Source organism: Polynucleobacter sp. MWH-HuK1 (assembly GCF_018881815.1).
Classification (GTDB): Bacteria; Pseudomonadota; Gammaproteobacteria; order Burkholderiales; family Burkholderiaceae; genus Polynucleobacter.
Genome location: NZ_JACVPP010000001.1, coordinates 1,023,234 through 1,047,039 on the forward strand (window position 1 = coordinate 1,023,234; position 23,806 = coordinate 1,047,039).

Here is a 23,806-nt window from a genome sequence, read left to right on the forward strand (position 1 = left end):
ATTAATTGAAGTGTTTAATTTGAATCAAGAGGAGTTGTAATGCCATACGTAGCCCCAGTGAAAGACATGTTGTTTGTAATGAATGAACTAGCTGGGCTATCAGATGTTGTTGCCTATCCCTCTTATGCAGAAGCAGGCGCGGATGTGGATTTAGCACCGGCTATTTTGGAGGAGTCTGCCAAGTTCAATCAAGATGTTGTTGCGCCCCTGAATTGGGCTGGAGATCAAAATCCAAGCTCATTAAAAGATGGTGTTGTGACAACTACTCCTGGTTTTAAGAATGCATTTGAGCAATATGCCGCAGCTGGTTGGCAGGGCGTTATTCATCCAGCAGAGTTTGGTGGCCAAGGCTTGCCAAAACTGATTTCTACCGCCTGTTTGGAAATGGTCAATTCGGCCAATCTTTCCTTTGCTCTTTGCCCATTACTGACTGATGGGGCTATTGAGGCCTTATTAACAGCGGCAAGTCCAGAACTTCAGGAGCAATACGTTCCGAAAATGATTTCTGGCGAGTGGACTGGAACTATGAACCTCACTGAGCCACAGGCTGGCTCTGATTTATCGATGGTACGTTCACGTGCCGTACCCGAGGGTGATGGTGCGTATAAGATTTTCGGTACCAAAATTTATATCACCTATGGTGAGCACGATATGGCTAAGAATATTATCCATTTGGTGCTTGCCAGAACGCCTGATGCACCTGAGGGTGTAAAAGGGATTTCTTTATTCGTAGTGCCAAAGTTTTTAGTCAATGCTGATGGTTCATTGGGTGAGCGCAATGATGTGCATTGCGTTTCCATTGAGCATAAGCTTGGTATCAAGGCCAGTCCAACTGCCGTGTTGCAATTTGGCGACCACGGTGGAGCAATCGGCTACTTGGTCGGTGAAGAAAACCGCGGCCTGGAATATATGTTCGTCATGATGAATGCAGCTCGCTTTGCAGTAGGTATGCAAGGTGTTGCTGTAGCTGAGCGTGCCTATCAAAAGGCAGTTCAATACGCAAAAGACCGTGTACAAAGCCGCGACTTAGCTGGCTCTCCTGGCCCAGTAGCGATTATTCATCAACCCGATGTGAAGCGCATGCTAATGACAATGCGCGCTTATACAGAAGCATCACGTGCCCTGGCTTACTACGCTGCTTCTGCCTATGACGCGCAGCACGCAGCGCCAGATGAGGCGGTACGCAAAGCTAACCAAGCCATTTATGAATTCTTGGTACCTATCGTTAAGGGCTTCTCTACTGAGATGTCGATTGAGGTTGCCAGCTTAGGCGTTCAGGTGCATGGTGGGATGGGCTTCATTGAGGAGACCGGGGCTGCACAGCACTACCGTGATGCTCGTATCTTGACCATTTATGAGGGCACTACTGCAATTCAGGCAAATGACTTGGTCGGCAGAAAAACAGTGCGTGATGGTGGTGCTATTGCCAAAGAACTTTCTCAAAGAATCGCTGCTACTGAAAAAGATTTAGCTGCTAGTGGTTCGGCGGATGCTAAAGCAGTCCTCAAGCAACTTGCTTTGGCTCGTGCTGCATTTGATCAAGCTGTAGCCTATATCGTTGCAAATGCTAAGACGGATATCAAAGCAGTTTACGCTGGAAGTTTTGCCTACCTGCGTTTGTCTGGTTTAGTGTTGGGTGGCTGGCAAATGGCTAGAGCACTTTTAGCTGCTGAGCGTTTGCGTGATGGTGATCCAAGTTTCTATGATGCAAAAATTGCTACAGCGCGTTTCTTCGCAGAGAATCTAATGCCTCAAGCGCAAGCCCTAGCTATATCGATTGTGGAAAGCGGACACTCTACTAATGCATTAGCAGTGGAGCAGTTCTAAAGAGGATAAGGGCGAATAAAAAACCGCTCCAAAGAGCGGCTCTTGTAAACGAAAAGCTATCTGCAATTACTGGGATAGCTTTTTTGCTTCATGGATTTGAGAAATAAAGAATTGCTCAAATGAGACTGCTAGAAAAGTCATCATCACGCCAGCACCAAATACTAAAGAGAAAATTACAGTCAAGATTACTGGCCAACCAGAGCGGTTACGTCGATGTTCTTCAATGCCAGGGTTAAATTGTGCATCCCATTTTTCATCTAAGCGAAGTCCAAACGCAATTGTTGTAAGCCAGCTTGCTTCAATCGCAATAAAGCCAAAAGTTATGAGGATCCAACCGGGCGCAGAATGAAAGTGCGCGCCTTTTAGAATAATCCAACCCGCTGCACCACCAATTAAGGCAAATAACTGAACCCATGCCCAAAAGGATTTAAACCCTTGCAGATAAAAGCAGTTGAGGCCGCTTCCGGGAAGAAGTAATCCGAGTGCGCAAAATAGAAGTTTAGATTTTTTCATAAGTATTTCTGCAGCAATGCTGATAATTATTTATTTGATTTTTGAGTAAAGCTTAATACTTCGCGATCCGCACCAATCATGAGCAGTTGGTCGCCGTTTCGAACAATGCTGCGATAGTCATTTAGCTGATAGAGAAAATCATTCTCTAATTCCATGCGTTGCGGACTGCAAGCCATTTTGGTGCTGGCAATTTGCTTGAGAGAGAAACCGCGTGCATCTTCATCGATCGTTGCAGTAAAGCGATTGCATCCTGTTGAACCACTAAGGCGCTGGCCATTGACGTCAAAAATGATTTGGATGGGATTACTAGCGTCGCCCTGGGGGATTTGGCGGGCGCGAACCTCGCCATTGTTGTTTGGGGGCAAGTTCCAGCGGGTGAGCTCCCATTTAGTATTTTTGAGCTCGCTGCTAGGCGGGCTGATTTTGGCGCCACAAGGCGGAAGAACGTTAGCGCAGCCTACTAAAAGACCAAGACCTAAGCAAGAAAGCGCCAGAAAAAGCCTATTTATTTGACTTCTGAATGTGCTTGAAATGCTGGAGTTAAGGGTCATATTTGTCTAAGTTATTGTTTTTAATATACTTTTTATATCTAGCTGCATTCTATTCTAATGGCTAGCCAGCTTAAATAGGTGGAAGAAGTAGGGGTTTTCGTCTAGAATATGAGGTTTTCCGCTCTACCGTATCTGTATTTGGTGGGCTGGAGCCCAAGATTTTTTTGTAGAAATTTCATTGGGTTGTAATCAACCTGTTTTCATTTTAGATTTTAAGGAATAAGTATGGTCGTCATTCGACTGGCACGCGGCGGTTCTAAGAAGCGCCCTTTTTACAGTATCGTTGCTACTGATAAGCGCAATCGTCGTGACTCGAACTTCATCGAGCGTATTGGTTATTTCAACCCACAAGCAGCGGCAACTGAGCAAGCAATGCGTATTGCTCAAGACCGTTTGACCTACTGGACTGGTGTTGGTGCGCAAATCTCTCCAACAGTAGTGCGTTTGATCAAAAATAATCCAGCTGTTTAATATTCGATTGCTAAAAGCTTCGTCGAAGTGATGAAGCTTTTAGTGACAGAATTTCTAGTAGTTCTTTTTTGGGAAAATAAGGTGTCTTACAAATGAGCACACCTTCCCTGGATGATTTGATTGAGCTTGGTGCCATATCTGAGGCACAAGGTTTACAGGGTCAAGTGAAGGTTAGGCCTCACTCTTCAGAACCTGTAGCACTTCTTTCTTCTAAATCGATTTGGTTATCTCTGATCCCACGCAGGGATGCTGGTGCTTCTGCATCTGTAGAGTATGCTTCATTAACGCAATTCAAAGTGAAGAGCGCCAAGATGCACAGTGGTAATGTGGTGATGGCACTTGATGGCGTTAGTGATCGCGATCAAGCGCTTGCATTAAAGGGCGCCAGAATATTAGTTGCCCGCGATGCTTTTCCAAAGGTCGAAAGTGATTCCTATTACTGGGTAGACCTGATTGGATGTAATGTCATCAATTTGCAAAACGAAACTCTTGGTGAAGTGCTCGATGTCACCGAGAATGGAGCGCATGGCATCATCGCGATTGGCGATTCACAAACAAAGGCGGTCAAATATTTGGTGCCGTTTGTAAAAGAAGTAGTGCAAAACGTTGACCTGCCAAGCAAAGTGATTACGCTTGATTGGCAATCTGACTGGACATAAAACTCAAAGATAATTCGAGATAGATATGCGCTTTGATGTTGTGACCTTATTTCCAGAAATGTTCTCTGCTTTAACGCAGTGGGGTATTACTGGGCGCGCATGTGAGCAATCTTTGGCTAGCGTCCATTTGTGGAACCCTCGAGATTTTTGCTCTGATCCTCGTAAAACGGTAGATGATCGCGCTTATGGCGGCGGTCCAGGAATGGTCATGATGGCAAAGCCATTAGAAGATGCCGTTGCCGAAATCAAGGCATCCCATGAGGTGGCGGGTATCAAAAGCGGTCCAATCTGCTTATTGGCACCCCAGGGTGAGCACTTTTCTCAGAAGATAGCAACAGATATCCTTAATTACGGTAATTTAAGCTTCATTTGCGGTCGTTATGAGGCTGTAGACCAGCGTTTTGTCGACCGAAACGTCGATTTACAGCTATCTATTGGCGATTTTGTGCTTTCTGGGGGTGAAATCCCCGCTATGGCCATGATGGATGCGGTAATTAGGCTAATCCCAGGAGCCCTTGGAGATGGCGAATCAGCTACCCAGGATAGCTTTATGAACGGCCTTTTGGACTATCCGCACTACACTCGCCCTGAAATATATGAAAATTTATCCGTTCCTGACGTGCTTTTAGGCGGACATCACGCTAAAATAGCGGATTGGCGTCGGCAGAAATCTTTAGAGCTGACGTTTAGGTTAAGGCCGGACTTAATTGAATCGGCTAGAACCAAAGGGTTGCTAACCCGAGAAGATGAACAATTTCTTCGCTCTCTGTAAATACTTTTAGTGTGCAGTAGTGAATAGGTGGTTTAGTTTTTGGTTTAGTGAAATTGTTTTAACTGCATCCTCTATTAGGTCCGTTGATTTATATCTCGGGATTAAACGCTAATATGATGTTTAAGGATTAAAAATGAATTTAATTGAAAAAATTGAGCAAGAAGAGATTGCTCGCTTAAGTGCTAACAAAGTATTGCCAAGCTTTGCTCCTGGCGACACGGTAGTAGTTAGCGTAAACGTAGTTGAGGGTACACGTAAGCGTGCCCAGGCCTTTGAAGGCGTTGTGATTGCTAAGCGCAATCGCGGACTCAATTCCAGCTTTATCGTTCGCAAGATTTCATCTGGCGAAGGTGTAGAGCGTACATTCCAAACTTACTCACCATTGATCGCTGGTATTGAAGTGAAGCGTCGCGGTGATGTACGTCGTGCGAAGTTGTACTACTTACGCGATCGTTCAGGTAAGTCTGCACGTATTAAAGAGAAACTTCCTGCACGTAAGACTGCAGCATCAGCTCCAGCTGCAGAATAAATGTCGGCTTGAAATAAAAAAGGCGGCCTCGGTCGCCTTTTTTGTTGCCTTAGAATATGAATATGCCCAAGACGCCAAGCCCTGAAGACTACGCAATCAATGTTGCTGCGCCTCCAGGATTTGATGCGCAAGCAGTTCCGATTCATCAGGTATGCACTCATGAAAAAAAGGTGGCAAAAGAATTTCTTGAGCCAGCCGGTTTAAAGCAGCGTTTGCAATCTCCACCAGAATGGCAGCCAGAAATTACCGATGAAAATCGTCATGTGATTGCCGCAGATATTATTGCCAAACGCGAGGCTGCCGGAAAAGTTACTAAAGCAGCGGTACTCATTCCTCTTGTATTAAAGGAGGAAGGATTGTCGGTGCTGCTAACGCAAAGAACGAATCATTTGCGTGATCACGCAGGGCAAATTAGTTTTCCAGGGGGTCGTATGGATCCAGAGGATCAAAGCCCAAATGACACTGCTTTACGAGAGAGTCATGAAGAGATTGGACTTGATCCCAAGAGAGTTGAGATTATTGGTCATATGCCTCAGTATTTAACGGTATCCGGCTATAGCGTGACGCCAGTAGTAGGATTTGTTCAAGCTCAGGCAGAATATGTCTTAGATGAGTTTGAGGTAGCGGATGTATTTGAAGTGCCCTTGAGTTTTTTGCTTGATCCCGCCAACCATCAGGTTAGACTGTGGCAAAGTGAGCAGGGCGGACGACGTTTTTATTCAATGCCTTATGAGAACCGCTTTATTTGGGGTGCCACTGCGGGAATGTTGCGTAACCTTTATCATTTATTAAAAGTATGACTTTCTTTTCTATTCTCTTCGCGCTCATTGCTGAGCAATATCGCCCAGTAACTTCAAGCCATTGGATTGCGCGTGTTTGTGCTCGTTGGTTAGATTGGGTTGCTGCTGAATTCGGTGGCAAGACTGAAGAAGGCGCAAGCCCTGTAGGTGCGCGTATGGCCTGTTTGGTTGCCTTCATCTTGCCAACCTTCCTAGTCTTCATGGTGTATGTCGTTTGCATGGTGACATACCCCATCCTCGGATTTTTTTGGAATATCGTTATCGCTTATTTGTTTTTTGGCTTTCGTCAGTTCAGCCATTCATTTACTGCTGTGCATGAAGCAATTGAAGCACATGATTTGCCGGGAGCTCGTGCTGCCTTAGGTGAGTGGTACGGACCTGACTTAGATACTTCCAACTTGACTGAGACTGAAGTGATTTCTTTGGCACTTGAGCGTGCCATTATCGGCTCACACCATCATGTCTTTGGTGTTCTGTTTTGGTTCATGATGCCAATGGGCCCTGCGGGCGTTGTGCTCTATCGCTTGGCAGACATTGCTGCGCAACGTTGGTCTGAGCGCGGCGACTTAAATCTTAGTGAGGCTGCGCGTCATTTCTTCTATGTGTTGGATTGGGTTCCTGCACGCATTACTGCTATGGGCTTTGCAATTGTTGGTAACTTCGAAGGCGCTGTTTATGGTTGGCGTTACCTGACACAAAAATGGTCTGATTCTTTATCAGCCGTGATTCTCGCTGCTGGTAGTGGTGCACTCGGTGTTCGCTTAGGTGAGCCAATGAGCGAGCCGAATAGTGACGAAGCATTGCGTATGGCTGAGGCGGGTGAGCCAGTAGTTTATGAAGTAGGTCTTGAGCCTAATGAGCGCACCATGCGCTCTGCAGTGGGATTGGTTTGGCGCCTTGTTATCGCTTGGATGGCTTTGTTGCTAATGCTGACCATCGCTCTTTGGCTTGGCTAATTCCCTGAATTTGTACATCCGCTGTTTTTGAATCAGAGTGCAATTGTCTAAATAGCGCCAGTCTTTCTGGCGCTATTTCATTTTTATCCACTGCTTCTCGTACTGCGCAATCTGGCTCAGATAAATGCGCGCAATTATGAAAGCGACACTTACCAAGCAAGTCTTTAAATTCTCTAAAAGCGTGCTGCAGTTCACTGACAGACATATGTGCCAAGCCAAATTCCTGAAAGCCTGGCGAATCAATCAGTGCGCCGAGCGTGCCGGTCGCATCTCTGCCCCAGGCTTCTGGAAGTTCAAAGTAGCGGCATGCAGTGGTAGTATGTTTGCCGGTATCTAGGCGCACCGAATACTCTTGGGTCAGCGCTGCGGCATTCGGTATCCAGGCATTAAGTAAGCTGGACTTGCCCATACCCGATTGACCAACAAAAACAGAAACTTTGCCTTGCAAGGCTGTACGCAAGGAGTCTATCGAGGCGGGATCAAATTTGGCAGAGACTTCGCTGACCTGATAGCCCATGCGCGCATAGGGTGCGATGATTTTTCGAGCGTGCTCTAAATTATCTTTGAGATCGCATTTATTGAGCAGGATATGTAGACCAATTTGATTGGCTTCTGCGGCTACTACCGCTCTTCCCAACAGATCTGGCGAGAAAGTTGGCTGTGTTGCGAGTACTACTAGGATTTGATCAACGTTGGAAGCAATCAACTTGCTTTTAAATGCGTCTGAGCGATAGAGAAGATTTTCTCGAGGCTCAATTTGAATGATGCGCGCTTGATCTGCAGAGGTCATTTCAAGCAACATGCGATCACCCACGGCACCGATATGCTGCTTGGCGGGTGTACTTACTTGAATCAGTGGGCCACTGGGTGATTCGCAGCCATTGGTATCTGCAATCAAACGCTGCGCTAAATAATGCCTTCCGTAGGAGGCAATGAGTAACGCATGAAACTGTTCCATCCTTATGAACTAAACCGTTGCAAGTTAGCGATACGCAAGGGCGCAGGTGGATGGGAGCTATAAAAAGCGGTATAGATTGGGTCGGGTGTGAGGGTTGACGCATTATCTTGGTATAACTTCACCAGTGCGGTAACTAAATCTTTTGCAGAAGATTTTTCTGCAGCAAAGCCGTCAGCCTCATACTCATGTTTGCGTGATGCTAGGCTAGAGAGTGGAGTAAAGAAGAAGCTAAACACTGGCGATACCAACATAAAGAGTGCTAGCGCAAGTCCGCCGTTATAGCCATTGAGGTTAGGCATTACGCCTAGGTCAGTATAGAACCAGACCTTAGTGCTAATCCAGCCTAAGAGAGCAAACATGGCAAAGCTCAACGCAAAGGAAACCAAGAGTCGCTTACGAATATGGTTGCATTTGTAATGACCAAGCTCGTGTGCGAGCACTGCCTCTACTTCGCCTGGATTGAGCTTCTCAATTAAAGTATCGAAAAATACAATACGCTTAGCTTTGCCCATGCCAGCAAAAAAGGCATTGCCATGAGCGCTACGCTTACTACCATCCATAACAAATAGACCTTGGCTGGCAAAGTCGCAGCGCTTGAGAAGCGCTTCAATCTGCGTCTTTAAAGGCCCTTCGTCTAGGGCTTCGAATTTATTAAACAGTGGTGCAATAAAAGTGGGGAAGACCCACTGCATGATCAAGCTAAAGACAGTTAATACTGCCCATGCCCATAACCACCATAAATCTCCTGCTTTTTCCATCAAGGACAAAATAATCCAGAGCAGTGGCACGCCAATTGCGCCGCCTACTGATATCCCTTTAAACATATCTGAGAAGAATAGTTTTTTGGTCATCCGATTAAAGCCAAAGCGTTCCTCTAGATGAAATTGCTTGTACCAAGAAAATGGAATGTCGAGCACTCCAGAGATAAGCACAATGGAAACAAGCAGAGCCATTTGCTGAGGAATGCCTTCACCTAGAAGCTGCAGTAAAGCCATATTCAATATCTGCAAGCCACCCAATAAGGTGAAGCAAATTAAAATGATGGCACTGACGCCATTTTCTATAATGCCAAGGCGTAATTTGGCGATAGTGTAGTCAGCAGCTTTCTGATGTTCTGCTAAAGTCACTTTTTCAGCGAATTCTGCAGGAACGGCATCACGATGCTTCGCCACATAGCGAATTTGACGTTGGGACAGCCAGTGGCGCAAGCCAAAACTAGCAATAAAAGCGATTAGAAAAATAATTGTGAATGTCATGAGATCATTATAGATATGAGCGAGCAAATTAACACAGCGCCAACACCGGTAGCCAAAGCGGCACCAGCCAATGAGCACCTCATTTGGGTGGATATGGAGATGTCGGGTTTAAACCCTGAAACCGAGCGGATTTTGGAGATTGCCATCATTGTTACGGATGCCCATCTAAACACTATTGCCACAGCCCCTGTTTGGGTTGTGCATCAAGACGATGCAGTCTTGGATGCTATGGACGCCTGGAATAAGGGTACTCATGGGCGTTCAGGTCTGATCGATAAAGTGAAGGCGTCCACTTTGGATGAGGCCACTGTTGAAGCTGAATGCATTGCATTTCTGAAAAAATACATTAAGGCAGGTATTGCGCCGATGTGCGGCAACACTATTGGTCAAGACAGACGCTTTATGGCTAAGTACATGCCTAAATTGGAGGCTTACTTTCATTATCGAAATATCGATGTGTCTACCTTAAAAGAGCTCTGCAAACGTTGGCACCCCGAGTTGGTCAAAGGCTTCACTAAAAAGCAGGCCCATACAGCGCTGGCTGATATTGAGGAGTCAATTGAAGAACTCAAGTACTACCGCGAAAAATTTATCGTACCCTTGCCGCAGTAATTAAATAAATACCGCAAAAGAAAAAGGTCCGCAATGCGGACCTTTTTCTTTGCTGACAGGCGACTACTATTTTGATTACTTTTTAATCGCACTCTTGGGTCTAAAGGCCTTAATCACTGCTTCATCGGTTTCGATATATGGACCACCAATTAAATCGATACAGTAGGGTACAGCAGCAAAGATGCCAGGAACGATCGATTTTCCGTTCTCATCTTTGAGGCCTTCGAGCGTTTCTGCAATCGCCTTGGGTTGACCAGGCAAGTTAATGACAAGCGCAGCATGACCATCGACTTCTCTCAGAACGGCGGTTTGCCGAGAAAGAATTGCAGTGGGTACAAAGTTCAGGCTAATTTGACGCATTTGTTCGCCAAAACCGGGCATTTCACGGGTTCCGGCATCGCGGGTAGCCTCAGGGGTGACATCTCTTCTTGAGGGGCCTGTGCCGCCTGTAGTGAGCACTAGGTCACAGCCCAACTCATCCACCAACTCAACAATGGTTTCGGTGATGACTTCAGACTCATCGGCAATCAAGCGTTCATGAAAGGCGCAGGGATTACTAATTGCTTTCATGAGCCAGGCTTGTAGCGCAGGGATGCCTTCGTCCTGATAGACGCCCTTGCTGGCGCGGTCTGAGATGGAAATGAGGCCAATTTTGACCTCATTTGGGCTATTTCGTTTTAGGGCTTCGGTATGCTTCATGTTTCTATTCTAGCTATTATTAGGGTATGTTTACATACACATCGAATCAGTTTCAAGAAATCATCGATTTCATGCTCAAAGAGGCCAAAAGAAGGGGGGCCTCAGATGCCGTCGCTGAAGTTTCCGAGGGGCAAGGCCTATCTGTGACTGTTCGCAAGGGTGAAGTCGAGACCATCGAGCAAAGCCTAGATAAACAAGTAGGCGTTACATTATTTTTGGGCCACCATCGTGGCAATGCTAGTACTAGTGACTTTTCTAAAGAGTCCCTCAAGGCAACGGTAGACGCTGCATTTCATATTGCTCAACATACGGCAGAAGATGTATGTGCTGGTCCAGCAGAGGCTGACTTGCTAGAAAAACATCCTCAGGATTTAGATTTATTTCATCCGTGGAATATCGATGCAGCTGCTGCTGTAGAGATCGCGCGTAGTGCCGAAGGTGCAGCATTTGCCGTGAGCAAACAAATTCAAAATAGTGATGGCGCATCTGTATCTGCACATCATGCACATTTCATGATGGGGACATCTCTCGGCTTTATGGGTGGTTATCCATTTTCTCGCCACTATATTTCCTGTGCTCCTATTGCAAGTTCGGACGGTAAAAAATCGCATATGCAGCGCGATGATTGGTATTCCAGTTCACGCATCCCTGAGGAGCTAGCTGATCCTGCTGCGATTGGCCGATATGCGGCTCAGCGAGCTTTGTCTCGGCTCAAGGCAAGATCATTGACTACTCGACGTTGCCCTGTGATCTTTGAGGCGCCATTGGCTGCAGGCTTATTGGGTGGCTTGGTACAAGCGGTTTCAGGAGGCGCTTTATACCGGCGCTCTAGCTTTTTGCTCGATAGCTTAGGCAAGCAAGTCTTACCAAAACATGTCAGCTTGTTTGAGGAGCCACATTTAAAGTCAATGACTGGAAGCGCTCCATTTGATGAGGAGGGGGTAAAAACCTCTGCTCGCACGGTGGTAGATAAAGGGGTATTGCAAGGTTACTTTTTATCAACCTACTCGGCGCGTAAATTAGGCATGAAGACCACCGGCAACGCGGGCGGCTCTCACCATCTCACTTTGCAAAGCAAGAAAACGCCAAAGGGTGGTTTACCTGCTTTACTAAAAGAAATGGGCACAGGTCTATTGGTTACAGAGTTAATGGGTCAAGGTGTTAACTACGTGACGGGCGATTATTCGCGCGGTGCATTTGGTTATTGGGTTGAAAACGGTGAGATCCAATATCCTGTTGAAGAGGTCACTATTGCTGGTAATTTGCGCGATATGCTGATGGATATTCAGCTTATAGGTAGTGATACGCTGATCCGTGGGACCAAAGAAACAGGGTCGATCTTGCTAGGCTCAATGACAGTTGGTGGAAAATAATTTTAAGAGGGAGACATAAATGCAAAGACGTTCATTTTTAAAGAAAGCTACTATTGGAGCTGGTGCTGCAGCTCTAGCTACCCCGTCACTGGCGCAAAACTTACCAACTTTAAATTGGCGCCTAGTGTCCAGTTTTCCTAAATCATTAGATACTTTGTTTGGTACCCCAGAAGTTTTTGCAAGTGCATTGCGTAAAGCAACGGATGGCAAATTTAATGTCAAAGTATTTGCAGCGGGTGAAGTAGTTCCGGCGCTGCAAGTATTGGATGCAGTTCAAAACGGCACAGTTGAGTGCGGACATACTGCGAGTTATTACTACTTGGGTAAAAACAGCGCTTTCATATTTGATACTGCTGCTCCATTTGGCATGACAGCCAGACAGCAAGCTGCCTGGATGTTGCATGGCAATGGCATGAAGTTAATGCGCGAGCTCTATGCAAGCTACAACATTGTGAATTTCCTCGGCGGTCAGACTGGTACACAAATGGGCGGATGGTTTCGTAAAGAGATTAAATCTCCAGAAGATTTAAAGGGGCTCAAGTTCCGTATTGCAGGATTTGCAGGACAAGTGCTCGCAAAATTAGGCGTCGTTCCACAGCAGTTGCCTGCTGGTGAAATCTATTCAGCCTTAGAAAAAGGTACGATCGATGCCGCTGAATTTGTGGGTCCATATGATGATGAGAAGTTGGGTCTGGCTAAAGTGGCTAAAAATTATTATTACCCTGCTTTTTGGGAAGGCGCCGCAGGATTATCTTTCCTGGTGAATAAGAAGCAATGGGATTCATTACCACCCTCTTACCAAGCAGCATGGGAGGCGGCCTGTTTTGAAGCTCATACAGATATGTGCGCCAAGTATGATGCGCTCAATCCACCTGCGTTGCAGCGTTTACTTCAAAATGGCGCAGTACTTCGTAAGTTCAACACTACGATCTTGGACGCTTGCTTTAAGGCTAGCCAGGAAACCTATGCAGAAGAATCTGCCAAGAACCCACAATTTAAAAAGATTTTTGAGGACTATCGCGCCTTTAGAAACATGGAGGCTCAGTGGTTCAATGTGGCCGAACAAGCGTTTTCACAATACAGCTTTAATAAGAAGCTTTAACCAGAATAGTATTTAGCGATAGGGTTCCTAGTGGGCTCTATTTCTTTTTGGTGACTCTACGTTTGTTACTTTTAATCCATGTTTGATTCGATTGCCTCTTCATTGACTCAGTCTTTTCACGCGCACTCATTCATATTTTTTGTGTGTGCGGTGATTAGTGTCATCATCGTCGGGGTGTCAAAAAGCGGCTTTGGTGCGGGTCTTGGCATTCTGTCTCTTCCCTTGATGGCAAGCCAATCGAGTATTAACGAAGCCTTAGCAATTTTGCTGCCACTTTTAATTGCAATTGATTTGGTCGGGATGCGTAGGTTTATTCGCAATGCTAACTGGCGCATTCTGAAAATTATTATTCCACCGGCGATTGTAGGTGTTCTACTAGGGATGATTTTCTTTACCGCCATTACTCCAAAAGTATTAACACTCTCCATTGGTATTTTTACGCTTCTATTTTTGATTCAGAATCTCGCCATGTCACGCCTGGAATTAAAGGAGACTAAGTCCTATCCATGGCTTGGGCGCGCCATGGGCTTGACCTCAGGATTCACTTCTTTTGTGGCGCATATTGGTGGCCCGCCTATTACCGTTTATATGCTCAGAGAGAATCTTTTGCCGATGGCCTACACCTCGACCTTAGGAATCTTCTTTACGGTCATTAATTTTGGCAAGCTCGGACCATATGCCTATCTAGATCTTCTCAATTATCAACAGCTTGCAACCTCAATCATCTTATTGCCTTGTGTACCAATTGGCGTCTACTTAGGGTTTTACTTAGCCAAAAAAATCTCCATGAAATGGTATTACCGTACAGTGAGATTCTTTTTACTAGTTGCTAGTATTAAGTTGATTTCTGACGGACTTATGTAGTCTTCAGAACTTGCTGTAAAAAGCGTGAGATATCCATCAGTTCTTCATGATTCACTGAGTGCTCCATTGGATATTCATTCCAGTCCACTTGATAACCCATGGATTCAAGCAGGGCATATGATGCTTGCGCCCGATCAAGAGCAACTACTGGATCAAAGGTTCCATGTGCCATAAAGATAGGGGTATTGGAGTTTGCGGAATGTTTTTCTATATTGGCGCTCATCGCTAGAGGCAGATACCCCGATAAGGCAATAATTCCTGCTAGCTTGTGCGGAAAACGCAGGCCAATATGTAATGCCATTGCACAGCCCTGGGAAAAGCCTGCTAGCACAATCTTGTCGTATGCAATGCCGCGACTAGCTTCTTTTTCGATAAGCTCAATAATTGCTACCGCCGATTTTTGAATACCCGCTGCATCTTCTTGATCCATAAGGTTTCGGCCAATGATGTCATACCAGGCGGGCATTACATAGCCGCCATTCACGGTAACCGGCATGCTGGGTGCACTAGGAAATACAAAGCGAATTCCAGGACAGTCTGTGAGTTTTAATTCTGGAATGATTGGTACGAAATCATTGCCATCAGCACCAAGACCGTGGAGCCAAATAACGGCAGCTGTTGGGTTCGAACTTGTTTCTATTTCAATGCAAGGGAGCATATCAATTTTCTTTTAATAAATTTGAATCGACCATTATCGACTCATATAAGCTTCTTCGTTATAGGTTGAGACCCAGTGCGGTCTGAAAATAAGCATTATGGCCAACAGCATTCCGGATAAAGAGCCTTCCATGAATGCAATAATAATGAGGCCCAAGAACCATCCTTCGAAATCCAATTGATTTGCATCGCCCATTATTAATTTAATCAATAGCAATAAGGTTCCCGAAAGAATCACACTCATAAATGCAGCCACATAACCATTGCCAAGAATCAGAACAAATAAATGCTTTGGTATAAATCGCTGAATAATTTGTATGGATAGGTATGCAAATAGTGTGGGCAGCACGCACACCATTAAATAATGCTGTGAAGCAGCTTCATAGTTTCCTTGAATTGCATAGATCCCCAGAAATGCCACTGGAAACAAAATAGCAAGGGCGATTGCTGGTCCAAACATCGCTGTAAGCAGTGAGGCTCCATAAAAGTGGAAGATCAAGCCATAAAACTTTCCAGCAGGCTGGCCTGGGAGGCTTGGTGAAATATTCCAGGCGATGACCAGGAAGAGAATAGTGGCTGGGGCCAGCCAACTTAGGGGCGGTTTTAAAAATGAGCGGGGCGGACTTGCAAACAATGCTCCCAGAAAAATGGCTACTGCTAGGCCCAACCAAATCATATTGCCTCTATTTACTCAGGTAAGTTAATGACCCAGTCTAACTAATACCTAGATAAAACCTATCGGCACTTTCACTAGGATGGGTGCGGAACTGAGTAGAATCTCCTTATGCACCCCATTTATATAGGCCATTCATGAACTCCAAAAAGCTAACTAACTTCATTTTAGGAGCGATGGTCCTGGGTGTGCTAGTGGGTTATTTAGTAAATCTATATGGCGCTGGAACAGCTTTTCCGGGTCAGTATGTCACCTACATCTCCATATTGACGGACGTCTTCTTGCGCTTGATCAAAATGATCATTGCACCATTGGTATTTGCAACGCTAGTTGTTGGTATCGCCAAAATGGGCGATGCCTCAACAATTGGTCGAGTAGGGTTAAAAACCTTTGCGTGGTTTATCTCTATGTCTTTGGTTTCTCTATTGCTCGGTCTGGTGATGGTGAATATTTTGCAGCCAGGTATTGGGGTGGAATTAACGTTGCCTGAGATCGCTGCTAGTACTGGATTGAATAAGAGCAGCCTCAATCTCCCTGAATTTGTGCGACATATTTTCCCTGTCAGCATCTTTGATGCAATGGCAAAAAACGAAATTTTGCAAATTGTTGTGTTTGCCGTCTTCTTTGGTGTGGGCGCTGCTGGCATGGGATCGCGAGCAGATGAATTTATTCGCAATCTCGATATGCTCTCGCACATCATGCTCAAGATTACAACGGCAGTAATGAAGCTTGCTCCTATAGCCGTATTCTCAGCCGTCTCATCGGTGATTGCTGAGAATGGTGTTGGGATACTGATGACCTACGGCAAGTTCATGCTGAGCTTTTATGCATCCATCTTTGCGCTTTGGATAGTAATTATTTTAATTAGCTCTTTAGTGCTAAAAAATCGCACCTTGCACTTAGTCAAGATGTTGCGTGAGCCTGCATTATTGGCATTTACTACTGCAAGCTCTGAGGCTGCGTACCCAATGACTCTAGAGAGGGTGGAGCGCTTTGGTTGTAAAAATAAGATTGCCTCATTTGTATTGCCTGTAGGTTATTCATTTAATTTAGACGGCTCAATGATGTATTGCACATTTGCTGCCATTTTTATTGCGCAGGTCTACGGCGTGGAGATGGGGCTGAGTCAGCAGCTCTTAATGTTGCTGGTATTGATGATTACTTCTAAAGGTATTGCAGGCGTACCACGCGCATCTTTAGTAGTAATTGCTGCAACCTTGTCACAATTCAACTTGCCTGAAGCTGGGGTTTTGTTGATTCTGGGGGTCGATCATTTCTTGGACATGGCGCGTTCTGCAACCAATGTTTTAGGTAATGGCTTGGCTACAGCCGTCATCTCCAAGTGGGAAGGTGAATTAGAGGGGTAGCTGAATCCTCCTTAAGGTCTCGTAATTTGCAAAATGTAGGTGTAAGATCGGTTTCATGGCTGGCTCTAGATAGAGAAGGTTGTAATGTGAGTGTTGTATTTCGATTACCGCCCAACGTATTTTGCTAAATCCCTTATTGATGAGGTAGATTGATGAAAACATACCCTATAGCTCTCGAGCTTACTGTATGGATGGATCTTGGGCTAAATCAATATGAGGTAACAATTGATGAAGTCTCTAAGATTTCCATTAAGCGAACGGATGATGTATTGCGAACAAGAGAGCTGTCCGGTAATGAGGTCAGCACCTTAATTGCTGCCATTGAATCTTTAAAAGTTCCTATCAGCGAAGAGTCAAAAGACAGTGGAGCCAAGCCCTCTGCTAGTTACGAGTTGATTGTGGAGTCTGCACACTTTTCTCTGGAATTTAATTGGGAAGATGTGGACTTGAAAGGGGTAAGTGCACAGGCATTTACATCTGTAGCCGCCCTTACTGCAGTGGTAGAAAGCCTAGATTTAGCTCACTAAGATCTTTTTAAGATTCAAGCACAATAAATTCTCCAAGAGATATTCTGTCTCTAAATTGCGAGAAGGAAAAAAGGGCTTTCATTTTTCTGGTGTTGATGACCTCAATTTTGCCCTCTGGCGTGAGGTTGGCAAGATAGTCCCCTTCCGGAAATAGTGCTTCAGGAATGCTTTCAGTCTCGAGCATTTGCGCTGGCAATACCAGGCTCTTTGTAATTTTGATGCGCATGACTCATATTAAGTAATCAGAGTTAAGGCGATTTTTTAAAGTGCACAAATACTTAATCTTATGCACCAAAAGAGGAGCGGGCATTATGTTTCGTGCAATCGCTTGCACTGAAGGGGTGCAATATTTATTTGCTGGATTTTAGGCGACTACTTTTTCGAGTCTTTTCATAAAACGAATCCGGCTTACCTTCTACCCAGTTAATAAATTTTTTCATTTCAGGATGGTCTCTTAGCGCCTGAGCATGATGATATTGCTGGGCAAGTTCAGTTTCGGTAAATAAGGCATGGATTTGTTTATGACAAATTCGATGCAAGTATTCGGTAGTTTTGCCGCCCTTGGATTTGGGAATGAGATGGTGAGCATCTCTCTGTGACGCCGGAATGGGGCGATCACAGATAGGGCAAATGATTTCTACCGGCTTTTGTATAGTCGGCAACTCGCGAGCAATTAGTTTTTGACGAATCTTTCCAATCATGTGAGGTGTTTGGCTATGTTACGTAGGAATACCATGGGCCCAAGCTAGTTTAGTAAATAAGTCTTAAACTTGCTGAGTGTCCAAATCCATAGCCCTCTCTGAACCTGACTTATCTCGCCTTATCGAAATGGCTTGGGAGGATCGCACTCCTTTTGACGCTATTGAAAAAAGCTTTGGTCTGGGTGAGTCTCAGGTTATCGCCATCATGCGTAAAGAGCTTAGGCGCAGTTCATTTGAGCTCTGGCGCAAAAGAGTGACTGGGCGTGCAACCAAGCATAGCGCTTTGCGTAGTGAAGATGTCACCCGGGCTTACTGCCCAACTCAATACAAGAATAAATGAAGCATCCTCAGCGTCTCATTCTGATTTTGGGTGACCAGCTTGATTTGCGGAGTTCTGCCTTGCGAGACATGGATCCCAAGATAGATCAAATCATCATGATTGAGTCGGCCAATGAGGCCCAGTATGTTTGGACGCATAAAGCAAAAATTGCTTTATTCCTGTCAGCAATGCGTCACTTTGCAGTTGAACTTGAAAAGCAGGGTTATCCGCTCACTTACATAAAAAGTTCGCCACTGCCCATTGTTGACGTTCTGAGAGGGCACATTCTTAAGAATAAAGTGGGGCATTTGGTTTGTATTGAGCCAGGTGAATGGCGTCTCAAGCAGGCGCTCGAGGTGTTGGCAAAAGATCTTGGCATTGATTTAGAGATGCGAGAGGATGAGCATTTTTATTGTTCCCGTCAAGAGTTTATAGAGTGGGCGGCGAATAAAAAAGAGTTCAGGCTAGAGTATTTCTATCGCTTAATGCGTAAGCGGCACAACATATTGGTGGACCGAGAAGGTAGTCCCGAGGGTGGGCAGTGGAACTTTGATCAAGATAACCGCAAACCCTATCCCAAAAAGGGTCCGGGCATCATCGATGCTCCAGCATCATTTGAGGTGGATGCAATTACACGAGAAGTGCTGGACTGGGTTCAAACAACTTACCCAGATCACCCTGGGTCTTTAGATGCATTTAACTGGCCTGTCACCAGGGAGCAAGCAGTCCAGGCTTTGGAATATTTCGTTGAGTATCGTTTAAGAAACTTTGGTGTTTATCAGGATGCGATGTGGACTGATACGCCTTTTGGATGGCACTCTATTTTATCGAGTGCACTCAACCTGAAGCTACTTAATCCTCGCGAAGTAGTAGATGCTGTTTTAGTGGCTTGGAAAAAATATTCTTTAGATCTTTCAACGATTGAAGGCTTCGTTCGTCAGATTTTGGGGTGGCGTGAATTTGTACGCGGTATGTACTACCTAGATATGCCAAAGATGGCGCAGGATAATTATTACCAGCATCAACGCTCATTGCCAAAGTGGTACTGGAATGGGAAAACACAAATGGCTTGCATGAAAGATGCTATAGGCCAAACGCTGCAATATGGCTATGCGCATCACATTCAGCGCTTAATGGTGACGGGCAACTTTGCACTTTTGGCAGAAATTCTGCCTCAGGAAGTATGTGAGTGGTATTTGGCTATTTATGTAGATGCAATTGAATGGGTTGAGCTTCCTAATACGGCAGGAATGGCCTTGTTTGCTAATGGCGGTAGATTTACTAGCAAGCCTTATATAGCTAGCGGCGCCTATATTAAGCGGATGAGTAACTATTGTAGTTCTTGTAAATACAAGCCTGAGATTCGTTTTGGAGAGGATGCATGCCCCATCACAACTTTGTACTGGAATTTCTTAATTCAGCATCGAAATCAATTTGAGGCTAGCCCAAGAACGAGACTCATGACGGCTAACCTGAAGCGCATAAGTGATGATGATCAAAAAGAAATTACGCTGCATGCGCAGCAAATATTAAATCACTTGGATGATCTTTGAAGAATATGGAAAAGAAATCATTTAAGGGGAATAAAAGTGCTCTACCATCGAAGATTTGCGTAGTTTGTAAAAAAGAAATGACCTGGAGAAAGTCCTGGGCAAAAAACTGGGATTCAGTGAAGTATTGCTCGGATGCCTGCAGGGCAAAAAAGACGTCATAACGTAGCAGGTAGCGATTGTTTGCTACTCATATTAAAAATAAGGCCACAGGAAAGTGGCCTTTATTATTTTTATGAATGCAATCTTCAGATTATTTTCCGCACGGGAATTTACCCGCTAAGAATCGCAAAATAGTATCTGCAGCAGGTTCAGTAGCGTACTTGGTATTCACTTCGGCCCACTTTACATATTCCTGAATCACTTCTTTGCGAGTTGGTGCAGGCTGCTTTACACAAATAAATTCAGGTGCTGATTTAGTGTTTCGTGTAACCAAGTAGGTGTCATATACGGCTTGACCATAGATCTCACAAGTAATGAGGGTGCCGTTAGTGCCTTTGCAGTCCTGCAAAAGTTCTTGTGTGCTAATCATATTAGCTGCTTGAGCGCCGGTTGAGAATCCCAAAACTGCGCTAGTAAATGCCATTAATAAAATCTGCTTTTTCATGATGATTCTTTCGTATTAGTCTTAAATGAAGTTTTTTATAGTCGGCTGATTAGCGTCTGCCTCTAAAGCCGCCACCACCAAAATGATCCCCGCCATAGCGGGCACCGCCACCACCAAAGCGATCGCCCCCGCCGTTAAATTTTGCGCCACGTGCATCACCAAAGCCGCTGGAATCACCTCTAAAATTGCTTGGGCCGATATCGCGAGAGCTGGAGTTGCGGTCGCCAAGATTGCGATCCCCAGAGCGATCATTCTGTCCTAAGTTACGATCTCCGCTACGGTTATCGAAATTGCCCCGATTATCACCACTAATTCCATTGCGCTGAAGATTCTGGCGCAACTGATCACGTTCTGCATCACGGTTTGCACTACCGCCACCAATATTGGCATTGCGACGTTGCTGATCTGGCTTCCAATCGCTTGTACCATTCTTATTCTCGGACCAATTGCTATTGGTATTGCGGTTGAAGTTATTAAAGTTATTGTTATTCACGGTGAGCGAGCCACCCCCATAGCCGCCGCCCCAATGGCATCCGCCCCATAAGGCTGCGCCTACTGCCATGCCAACCCCAAATGAAAGAAGAGCTGTGCCAGCAACATAACCAGGTGGGTAGTAGGCAACTGGAGGGTAGGCTGGATAAGGCCAAGTACCATAAACCACTGTTGGGTTATATGAGGGTACATACACCACTTGTGGATTGGCTGGTTGAATCACAATAGTTTCAGAGGAGCCACTTCCTTGAGTTGTTACTGTTTGCTGAGCATTGGATTGCAGCGCTCCAGTTTTCTTTGCTTTAGCACGCAATGCTTGAATTGCACTCATGGTGTCAGATTGCTGAGCCAATACAGCATTACCCAAATTTTGAGTCCAGGTTAATTGTGAGCCCATCATTTCTAAAACTGGAGGGAATGACACCAAAGACTTTACGCTCGCATCCCAATTCTGCTGTTGCAGGGCTTTATTCAATGTATCGCCTTTGAGATTGCTGTTATTGCGTAACCAGTTTGTCGCCTCAGAAACCTCGAGGGGATAGGTTGATGCCATCAGAATTTGCGAGACCAAAGGGTCTGGATATAAAGCGATCGGAGCAACGAGCGCCTCTAATTGCGCTTGAGATTGCTTATTTGCTTGTGTTTGACTGCTGCCTTGGGCGTATGCAACTGGGGCTACTGCGGGCAAGCTCAGTGCAGTAACCAGCAATCCTGCTAGTAATTGAGAGGGAATTCCTCGTTTTTTTGGTGCAAACATTAGTGCATCCTTTTGATTGAATGGAAAAAATATTCTACTCAATCCTGAGTCGCATGCTTCAATTTTCAAAAATCTACTCTAAGACATTCGAGATGATTTAAAGTGACTGGATTCGGTTTGGATGAGCGTAATTCAATGATTCTGTACTCCTATCGCAGATGCCCATATGCAATGCGCTCTCGTATGGCTTTGAAATACGCGGGCATTGAGGTTGAGCATCGAGAAATCGAGTTACGCAACAAGCCTCAATCGATGTTGCTAGCCTCTCCCAAAGGAACTGTTCCAGTATTTTGTATGGGCGACACAGTTCTTGATCAAAGTGTCGATATTATGCGTTGGGCAATCGAGCAATCCGATCCTGACGCTTGGGGAAATGCTGATGATGCTATTGCTCAAGCATGGATTGGAAAAAATGATGGACCCTTTAAAGTCCTATTGGATCATTACAAATACCCCAACCGATTTTCAGAGCTAGACCAAGCAGTGGTTCTCAATGAGGCTTTGCAAATCATGCTTCTTCCCATGGAGCAGTCTTTGCAGGCCACTCAATACTTAATGGGTAATCGGATGACATGGGTCGACATAGCCATCTTCCCATTTATTAGACAGTTTTCCATGGTTGATCCAAAGAGATTTGAAAATTTACCAATTCCCGCAGTCAAGAAATGGCTCGCACAACTCCTCGAATCTGAACTATTTCATTCTGTGATGCATAAGTACCCAGTCTGGCGGGATTAAGGGTTGCAGTGTCTGCACTTTGAGGGGTCTGCAAACCTAAATACTTTCATACCTTCGGTTTGCTGATGTTTGCATTTAATGCAAGTCCAGATTTTGGCAATTTCCTCGTCGGTTGCAAGCCCACAAGCGTTACATGGAAGACCGCGTTTTACATCAGTGATCCAAAACCCGGGAGTGTTGCATTGCGGACAGGCTGAGTTCATCTTATTTGCCAGATCTATTGCAGCCTTACGAATGTTTTCCATGCGGGTTGGATTGGCAAACGCGCGTAAATCATTTTCGACATAGACAATGCCTTTTGAAGACAGACTTTTTGCCCAGTCAAAAGCATCTTTTAGTTCTGCTAAATCTCGAATCCCTTTTCTCGATTGTGGGTGATATTCATCGGTGGGTTTAATAACTAAGTAGTGCGACGGAAAGAGTGCGGAATCAGCAAATTTTTTTAGCTCTTCCCAATGGGTTACGTAACCACTTTCATTTTGTGCGGGACCACTGGCAAATCCAGCTAGCTCAAGTCGATGTTTTTGGTCTATCAGAACAAGTAATTCATTATTCCAAGGGATGGTGTCGGTGTGAGGGTCGTTCAAAAACGCACCTTCATTAGCCAAGCCTAAGTCAAGTTTGAGTAACCCCATTCCAATGACAGCTTTTTTGCGAGCCGCATCGAGTTGCGAGCCGTATCGAGGTGTTTCTTGTGTAAATGTGCCTAGCAAATCAGTATCGTAGGCATCTGTATGCTCTACAAAGCAATCTACTTCGGCATTAAGTACTTCGCCGATCACCTTTTCTTTGCCATGCTTGGTTAATAAGCTGGCGGATCGTTTAAAAAAGATGCCCATAGGTTTTCTTGCTTAACTACAAATATTTTTAAAGCAATGCTATGGCAATCAGGGCGTACAGCGGAATGCCCAAAATGATGTTGAACGGAAAAGTGATTCCCAAAGACATCCCCATGTATAAGGCAGGATTTACTTCGGGTAAGGCGTGACGCAAAACAGCAGGCACTGCAATGTACGATGCACTAGAAGCCAGAACCATCAGAAGGATAGTATTCCCCAAAGGGAGTCCAATTAACTTGCATAGCGCCGATGCTAAGAGCGCATGTGAAAGGGGTGAGCCAATCGCGTAAAGCAATGTAATAGGTGGTTTACCTCTTAAGCCCTTGAAGTTTCGTGCGGCCATGAGTCCCATATCGAGTAAGAAGAAAGAAAGCATGCCTTTGAAGAGATCAATCGAAAAAGGCGCCATTAATTTATGCCCAGCATCTCCGCTCACTAGTGCAACTGCCATTGAACCTAGTAATAGCAGTTGAGCGCCATCAGTAAAGGATTCATGCAGTATTTTAGAAATCCCAGCAGACTCGTGTTTGACTGTTGAATCAACTGACATGGCTGCTCGGGCCTTATTGGCTAAGATAATTGCCAAAATAATGGCGGGAGATTCCATAAGAGCCATTGCTGCTGCCATATGACCGCC

Annotated in this window: 30 protein-coding genes; 17 read left to right on the forward strand and 13 right to left on the reverse strand. The window is 45.1% G+C overall.

Features of this window, described 5'->3' with window-relative positions; translation table 11 throughout:
• The first annotated feature begins 39 nt into the window (after positions 1-39).
• A complete protein-coding gene (locus ICE93_RS05345) occupies positions 40-1,827 on the forward strand; it encodes an acyl-CoA dehydrogenase (RefSeq protein ID WP_216186280.1) in 1,788 nt (595 codons plus the stop codon).
• Positions 1,828-1,893: 66 nt separating this feature from the next.
• Here the strand turns inward: ICE93_RS05345 and ICE93_RS05350 are convergent, their stop codons facing one another.
• Together ICE93_RS05350 and ICE93_RS05355 are read right to left on the reverse strand one after the other, a co-directional pair.
• Positions 1,894-2,340, reverse strand: a complete 447-nt coding sequence (locus tag ICE93_RS05350) for a hypothetical protein (RefSeq protein WP_216186283.1) — start codon at positions 2,338-2,340, stop codon at positions 1,894-1,896.
• A 26-nt stretch (positions 2,341-2,366) separates the two neighbouring features.
• A complete protein-coding gene (locus ICE93_RS05355) occupies positions 2,367-2,891 on the reverse strand; it encodes an META domain-containing protein (RefSeq protein ID WP_255554503.1) in 525 nt (174 codons plus the stop codon).
• A gap of 225 nt (positions 2,892-3,116) precedes the next feature.
• Here ICE93_RS05355 and rpsP point away from each other — a divergent pair, with 225 nt between their 5' ends.
• The 6 genes from rpsP (at position 3,117) to ICE93_RS05385 (ending at position 7,078) form a co-directional block, all read left to right on the forward strand.
• Positions 3,117-3,362 (forward strand): 30S ribosomal protein S16, encoded by a 246-nt coding sequence (gene rpsP, locus ICE93_RS05360; protein ID WP_011902362.1) that lies wholly within the window; start codon positions 3,117-3,119, stop codon positions 3,360-3,362.
• Between the two features lie 92 nt (positions 3,363-3,454).
• Positions 3,455-4,021 carry a ribosome maturation factor RimM gene (gene rimM, locus ICE93_RS05365; protein ID WP_216186285.1) on the forward strand — a complete coding sequence of 189 codons (567 nt, stop codon included), beginning with the start codon at positions 3,455-3,457 and terminating at the stop codon, positions 4,019-4,021.
• Positions 4,022-4,046: 25 nt separating this feature from the next.
• Positions 4,047-4,793, forward strand: a complete 747-nt coding sequence (trmD, locus tag ICE93_RS05370; RefSeq protein ID WP_216186287.1) for a tRNA (guanosine(37)-N1)-methyltransferase TrmD — start codon at positions 4,047-4,049, stop codon at positions 4,791-4,793.
• 133 nt (positions 4,794-4,926) lie between these two features.
• Complete coding sequence (gene rplS / locus ICE93_RS05375; protein ID WP_216186289.1) at positions 4,927-5,322, forward strand: 50S ribosomal protein L19; 396 nt, start codon at positions 4,927-4,929, stop codon at positions 5,320-5,322.
• Between the two features lie 62 nt (positions 5,323-5,384).
• Positions 5,385-6,122 carry a CoA pyrophosphatase gene (locus tag ICE93_RS05380; RefSeq protein WP_216186291.1) on the forward strand — a complete coding sequence of 246 codons (738 nt, stop codon included), beginning with the start codon at positions 5,385-5,387 and terminating at the stop codon, positions 6,120-6,122.
• Positions 6,119-7,078 carry a CobD/CbiB family protein gene (locus ICE93_RS05385; RefSeq protein WP_216186293.1) on the forward strand — a complete coding sequence of 320 codons (960 nt, stop codon included), beginning with the start codon at positions 6,119-6,121 and terminating at the stop codon, positions 7,076-7,078. Before ICE93_RS05380 ends, ICE93_RS05385 begins: the two co-directional genes overlap by 4 nt.
• On the opposite strand, the gene rsgA is transcribed toward ICE93_RS05385, so the two are convergent.
• Together rsgA and ICE93_RS05395 are read right to left on the reverse strand one after the other, a co-directional pair.
• Positions 7,023-8,036: a ribosome small subunit-dependent GTPase A gene (gene rsgA, locus ICE93_RS05390; protein WP_216186295.1), complete on the reverse strand. Its 1,014-nt coding sequence runs from the start codon at positions 8,034-8,036 to the stop codon at positions 7,023-7,025. The two genes, ICE93_RS05385 and rsgA, sit on opposite strands and share 56 nt — an antisense overlap.
• Positions 8,037-8,038: 2 nt before the next feature.
• Positions 8,039-9,292, reverse strand: coding sequence for a M48 family metallopeptidase (locus ICE93_RS05395; RefSeq protein ID WP_216186297.1), 1,254 nt, complete (start codon positions 9,290-9,292; stop codon positions 8,039-8,041).
• A gap of 15 nt (positions 9,293-9,307) precedes the next feature.
• On the opposite strand from ICE93_RS05395, the gene orn reads away from it, so the two are divergent.
• Positions 9,308-9,904 carry an oligoribonuclease gene (gene orn, locus ICE93_RS05400; protein ID WP_216186299.1) on the forward strand — a complete coding sequence of 199 codons (597 nt, stop codon included), beginning with the start codon at positions 9,308-9,310 and terminating at the stop codon, positions 9,902-9,904.
• A gap of 75 nt (positions 9,905-9,979) precedes the next feature.
• Here the strand turns inward: orn and mog are convergent, their stop codons facing one another.
• On the reverse strand, positions 9,980-10,603 hold the full coding sequence (mog, locus tag ICE93_RS05405) for a molybdopterin adenylyltransferase (protein ID WP_216186301.1): 624 nt from the start codon (positions 10,601-10,603) through the stop codon (positions 9,980-9,982).
• A gap of 26 nt (positions 10,604-10,629) precedes the next feature.
• On the opposite strand from mog, the gene pmbA reads away from it, so the two are divergent.
• The 3 genes from pmbA (at position 10,630) to ICE93_RS05420 (ending at position 13,942) form a co-directional block, all read left to right on the forward strand.
• On the forward strand, positions 10,630-11,976 hold the full coding sequence (gene pmbA, locus ICE93_RS05410) for a metalloprotease PmbA (protein ID WP_216186303.1): 1,347 nt from the start codon (positions 10,630-10,632) through the stop codon (positions 11,974-11,976).
• Positions 11,977-11,995: 19 nt separating this feature from the next.
• On the forward strand, positions 11,996-13,078 hold the full coding sequence (locus tag ICE93_RS05415) for a TRAP transporter substrate-binding protein (RefSeq protein ID WP_216186305.1): 1,083 nt from the start codon (positions 11,996-11,998) through the stop codon (positions 13,076-13,078).
• 78 nt (positions 13,079-13,156) lie between these two features.
• Positions 13,157-13,942: a sulfite exporter TauE/SafE family protein gene (locus ICE93_RS05420; RefSeq protein WP_216186307.1), complete on the forward strand. Its 786-nt coding sequence runs from the start codon at positions 13,157-13,159 to the stop codon at positions 13,940-13,942.
• Here the strand turns inward: ICE93_RS05420 and ICE93_RS05425 are convergent.
• A complete protein-coding gene (locus tag ICE93_RS05425; RefSeq protein ID WP_216186309.1) occupies positions 13,935-14,600 on the reverse strand; it encodes an alpha/beta hydrolase in 666 nt (221 codons plus the stop codon). The genes ICE93_RS05420 and ICE93_RS05425 overlap by 8 nt on opposite strands.
• A gap of 33 nt (positions 14,601-14,633) precedes the next feature.
• Positions 14,634-15,275, reverse strand: a complete 642-nt coding sequence (locus ICE93_RS05430) for a hypothetical protein (RefSeq protein ID WP_216186312.1) — start codon at positions 15,273-15,275, stop codon at positions 14,634-14,636.
• Between the two features lie 134 nt (positions 15,276-15,409).
• Here ICE93_RS05430 and ICE93_RS05435 point away from each other — a divergent pair, with 134 nt between their 5' ends.
• Complete coding sequence (locus ICE93_RS05435) at positions 15,410-16,639, forward strand: dicarboxylate/amino acid:cation symporter (RefSeq protein ID WP_216186314.1); 1,230 nt, start codon at positions 15,410-15,412, stop codon at positions 16,637-16,639.
• 152 nt (positions 16,640-16,791) lie between these two features.
• On the forward strand, positions 16,792-17,166 hold the full coding sequence (locus ICE93_RS05440; protein WP_216186316.1) for a hypothetical protein: 375 nt from the start codon (positions 16,792-16,794) through the stop codon (positions 17,164-17,166).
• Positions 17,167-17,173: 7 nt separating this feature from the next.
• Here ICE93_RS05440 and ICE93_RS05445 read toward each other — a convergent pair whose 3' ends face one another.
• Positions 17,174-17,392 carry a hypothetical protein gene (locus tag ICE93_RS05445; RefSeq protein ID WP_216186318.1) on the reverse strand — a complete coding sequence of 73 codons (219 nt, stop codon included), beginning with the start codon at positions 17,390-17,392 and terminating at the stop codon, positions 17,174-17,176.
• Between the two features lie 124 nt (positions 17,393-17,516).
• The gene (locus tag ICE93_RS05450) at positions 17,517-17,867 is read right to left on the reverse strand and encodes an HNH endonuclease (RefSeq protein WP_216186320.1); all 351 of its coding nucleotides are present in this window, start codon (positions 17,865-17,867) and stop codon (positions 17,517-17,519) included.
• Between the two features lie 76 nt (positions 17,868-17,943).
• Between ICE93_RS05450 and ICE93_RS05455 the strand changes: the two genes are divergently transcribed.
• From ICE93_RS05455 to ICE93_RS05465, 3 genes are read left to right on the forward strand one after another with little or no spacing between them, the layout of a single operon-like run.
• Positions 17,944-18,207, forward strand: a complete 264-nt coding sequence (locus ICE93_RS05455; protein WP_216186321.1) for a TIGR03643 family protein — start codon at positions 17,944-17,946, stop codon at positions 18,205-18,207.
• Positions 18,204-19,739 (forward strand): cryptochrome/photolyase family protein, encoded by a 1,536-nt coding sequence (locus ICE93_RS05460; protein WP_216186323.1) that lies wholly within the window; start codon positions 18,204-18,206, stop codon positions 19,737-19,739. Before ICE93_RS05455 ends, ICE93_RS05460 begins: the two co-directional genes overlap by 4 nt.
• Positions 19,740-19,744: 5 nt before the next feature.
• Entirely contained in the window at positions 19,745-19,900 is a 156-nt protein-coding gene (locus ICE93_RS05465; protein ID WP_216186325.1) for a DUF2256 domain-containing protein, read from the forward strand.
• An 89-nt stretch (positions 19,901-19,989) separates the two neighbouring features.
• Here ICE93_RS05465 and ICE93_RS05470 read toward each other — a convergent pair whose 3' ends face one another.
• Positions 19,990-20,343, reverse strand: coding sequence for a Rap1a/Tai family immunity protein (locus ICE93_RS05470; protein ID WP_216186327.1), 354 nt, complete (start codon positions 20,341-20,343; stop codon positions 19,990-19,992).
• Between the two features lie 49 nt (positions 20,344-20,392).
• Entirely contained in the window at positions 20,393-21,592 is a 1,200-nt protein-coding gene (locus tag ICE93_RS05475) for a DUF3300 domain-containing protein (RefSeq protein ID WP_216186329.1), read from the reverse strand.
• Between the two features lie 102 nt (positions 21,593-21,694).
• On the opposite strand from ICE93_RS05475, the gene ICE93_RS05480 reads away from it, so the two are divergent.
• Complete coding sequence (locus tag ICE93_RS05480; RefSeq protein WP_370624594.1) at positions 21,695-22,330, forward strand: glutathione S-transferase; 636 nt, start codon at positions 21,695-21,697, stop codon at positions 22,328-22,330.
• Here the strand turns inward: ICE93_RS05480 and ICE93_RS05485 are convergent.
• The gene (locus ICE93_RS05485) at positions 22,327-23,169 is read right to left on the reverse strand and encodes a DUF6671 family protein (protein ID WP_216186331.1); all 843 of its coding nucleotides are present in this window, start codon (positions 23,167-23,169) and stop codon (positions 22,327-22,329) included. The two genes, ICE93_RS05480 and ICE93_RS05485, sit on opposite strands and share 4 nt — an antisense overlap.
• Before the next feature lie 28 nt (positions 23,170-23,197).
• Positions 23,198-23,806, reverse strand: a 609-nt coding sequence (locus tag ICE93_RS11390) for a sodium-dependent bicarbonate transport family permease (RefSeq protein WP_255554507.1), incomplete at its 5' end; no start/stop codon positions are given.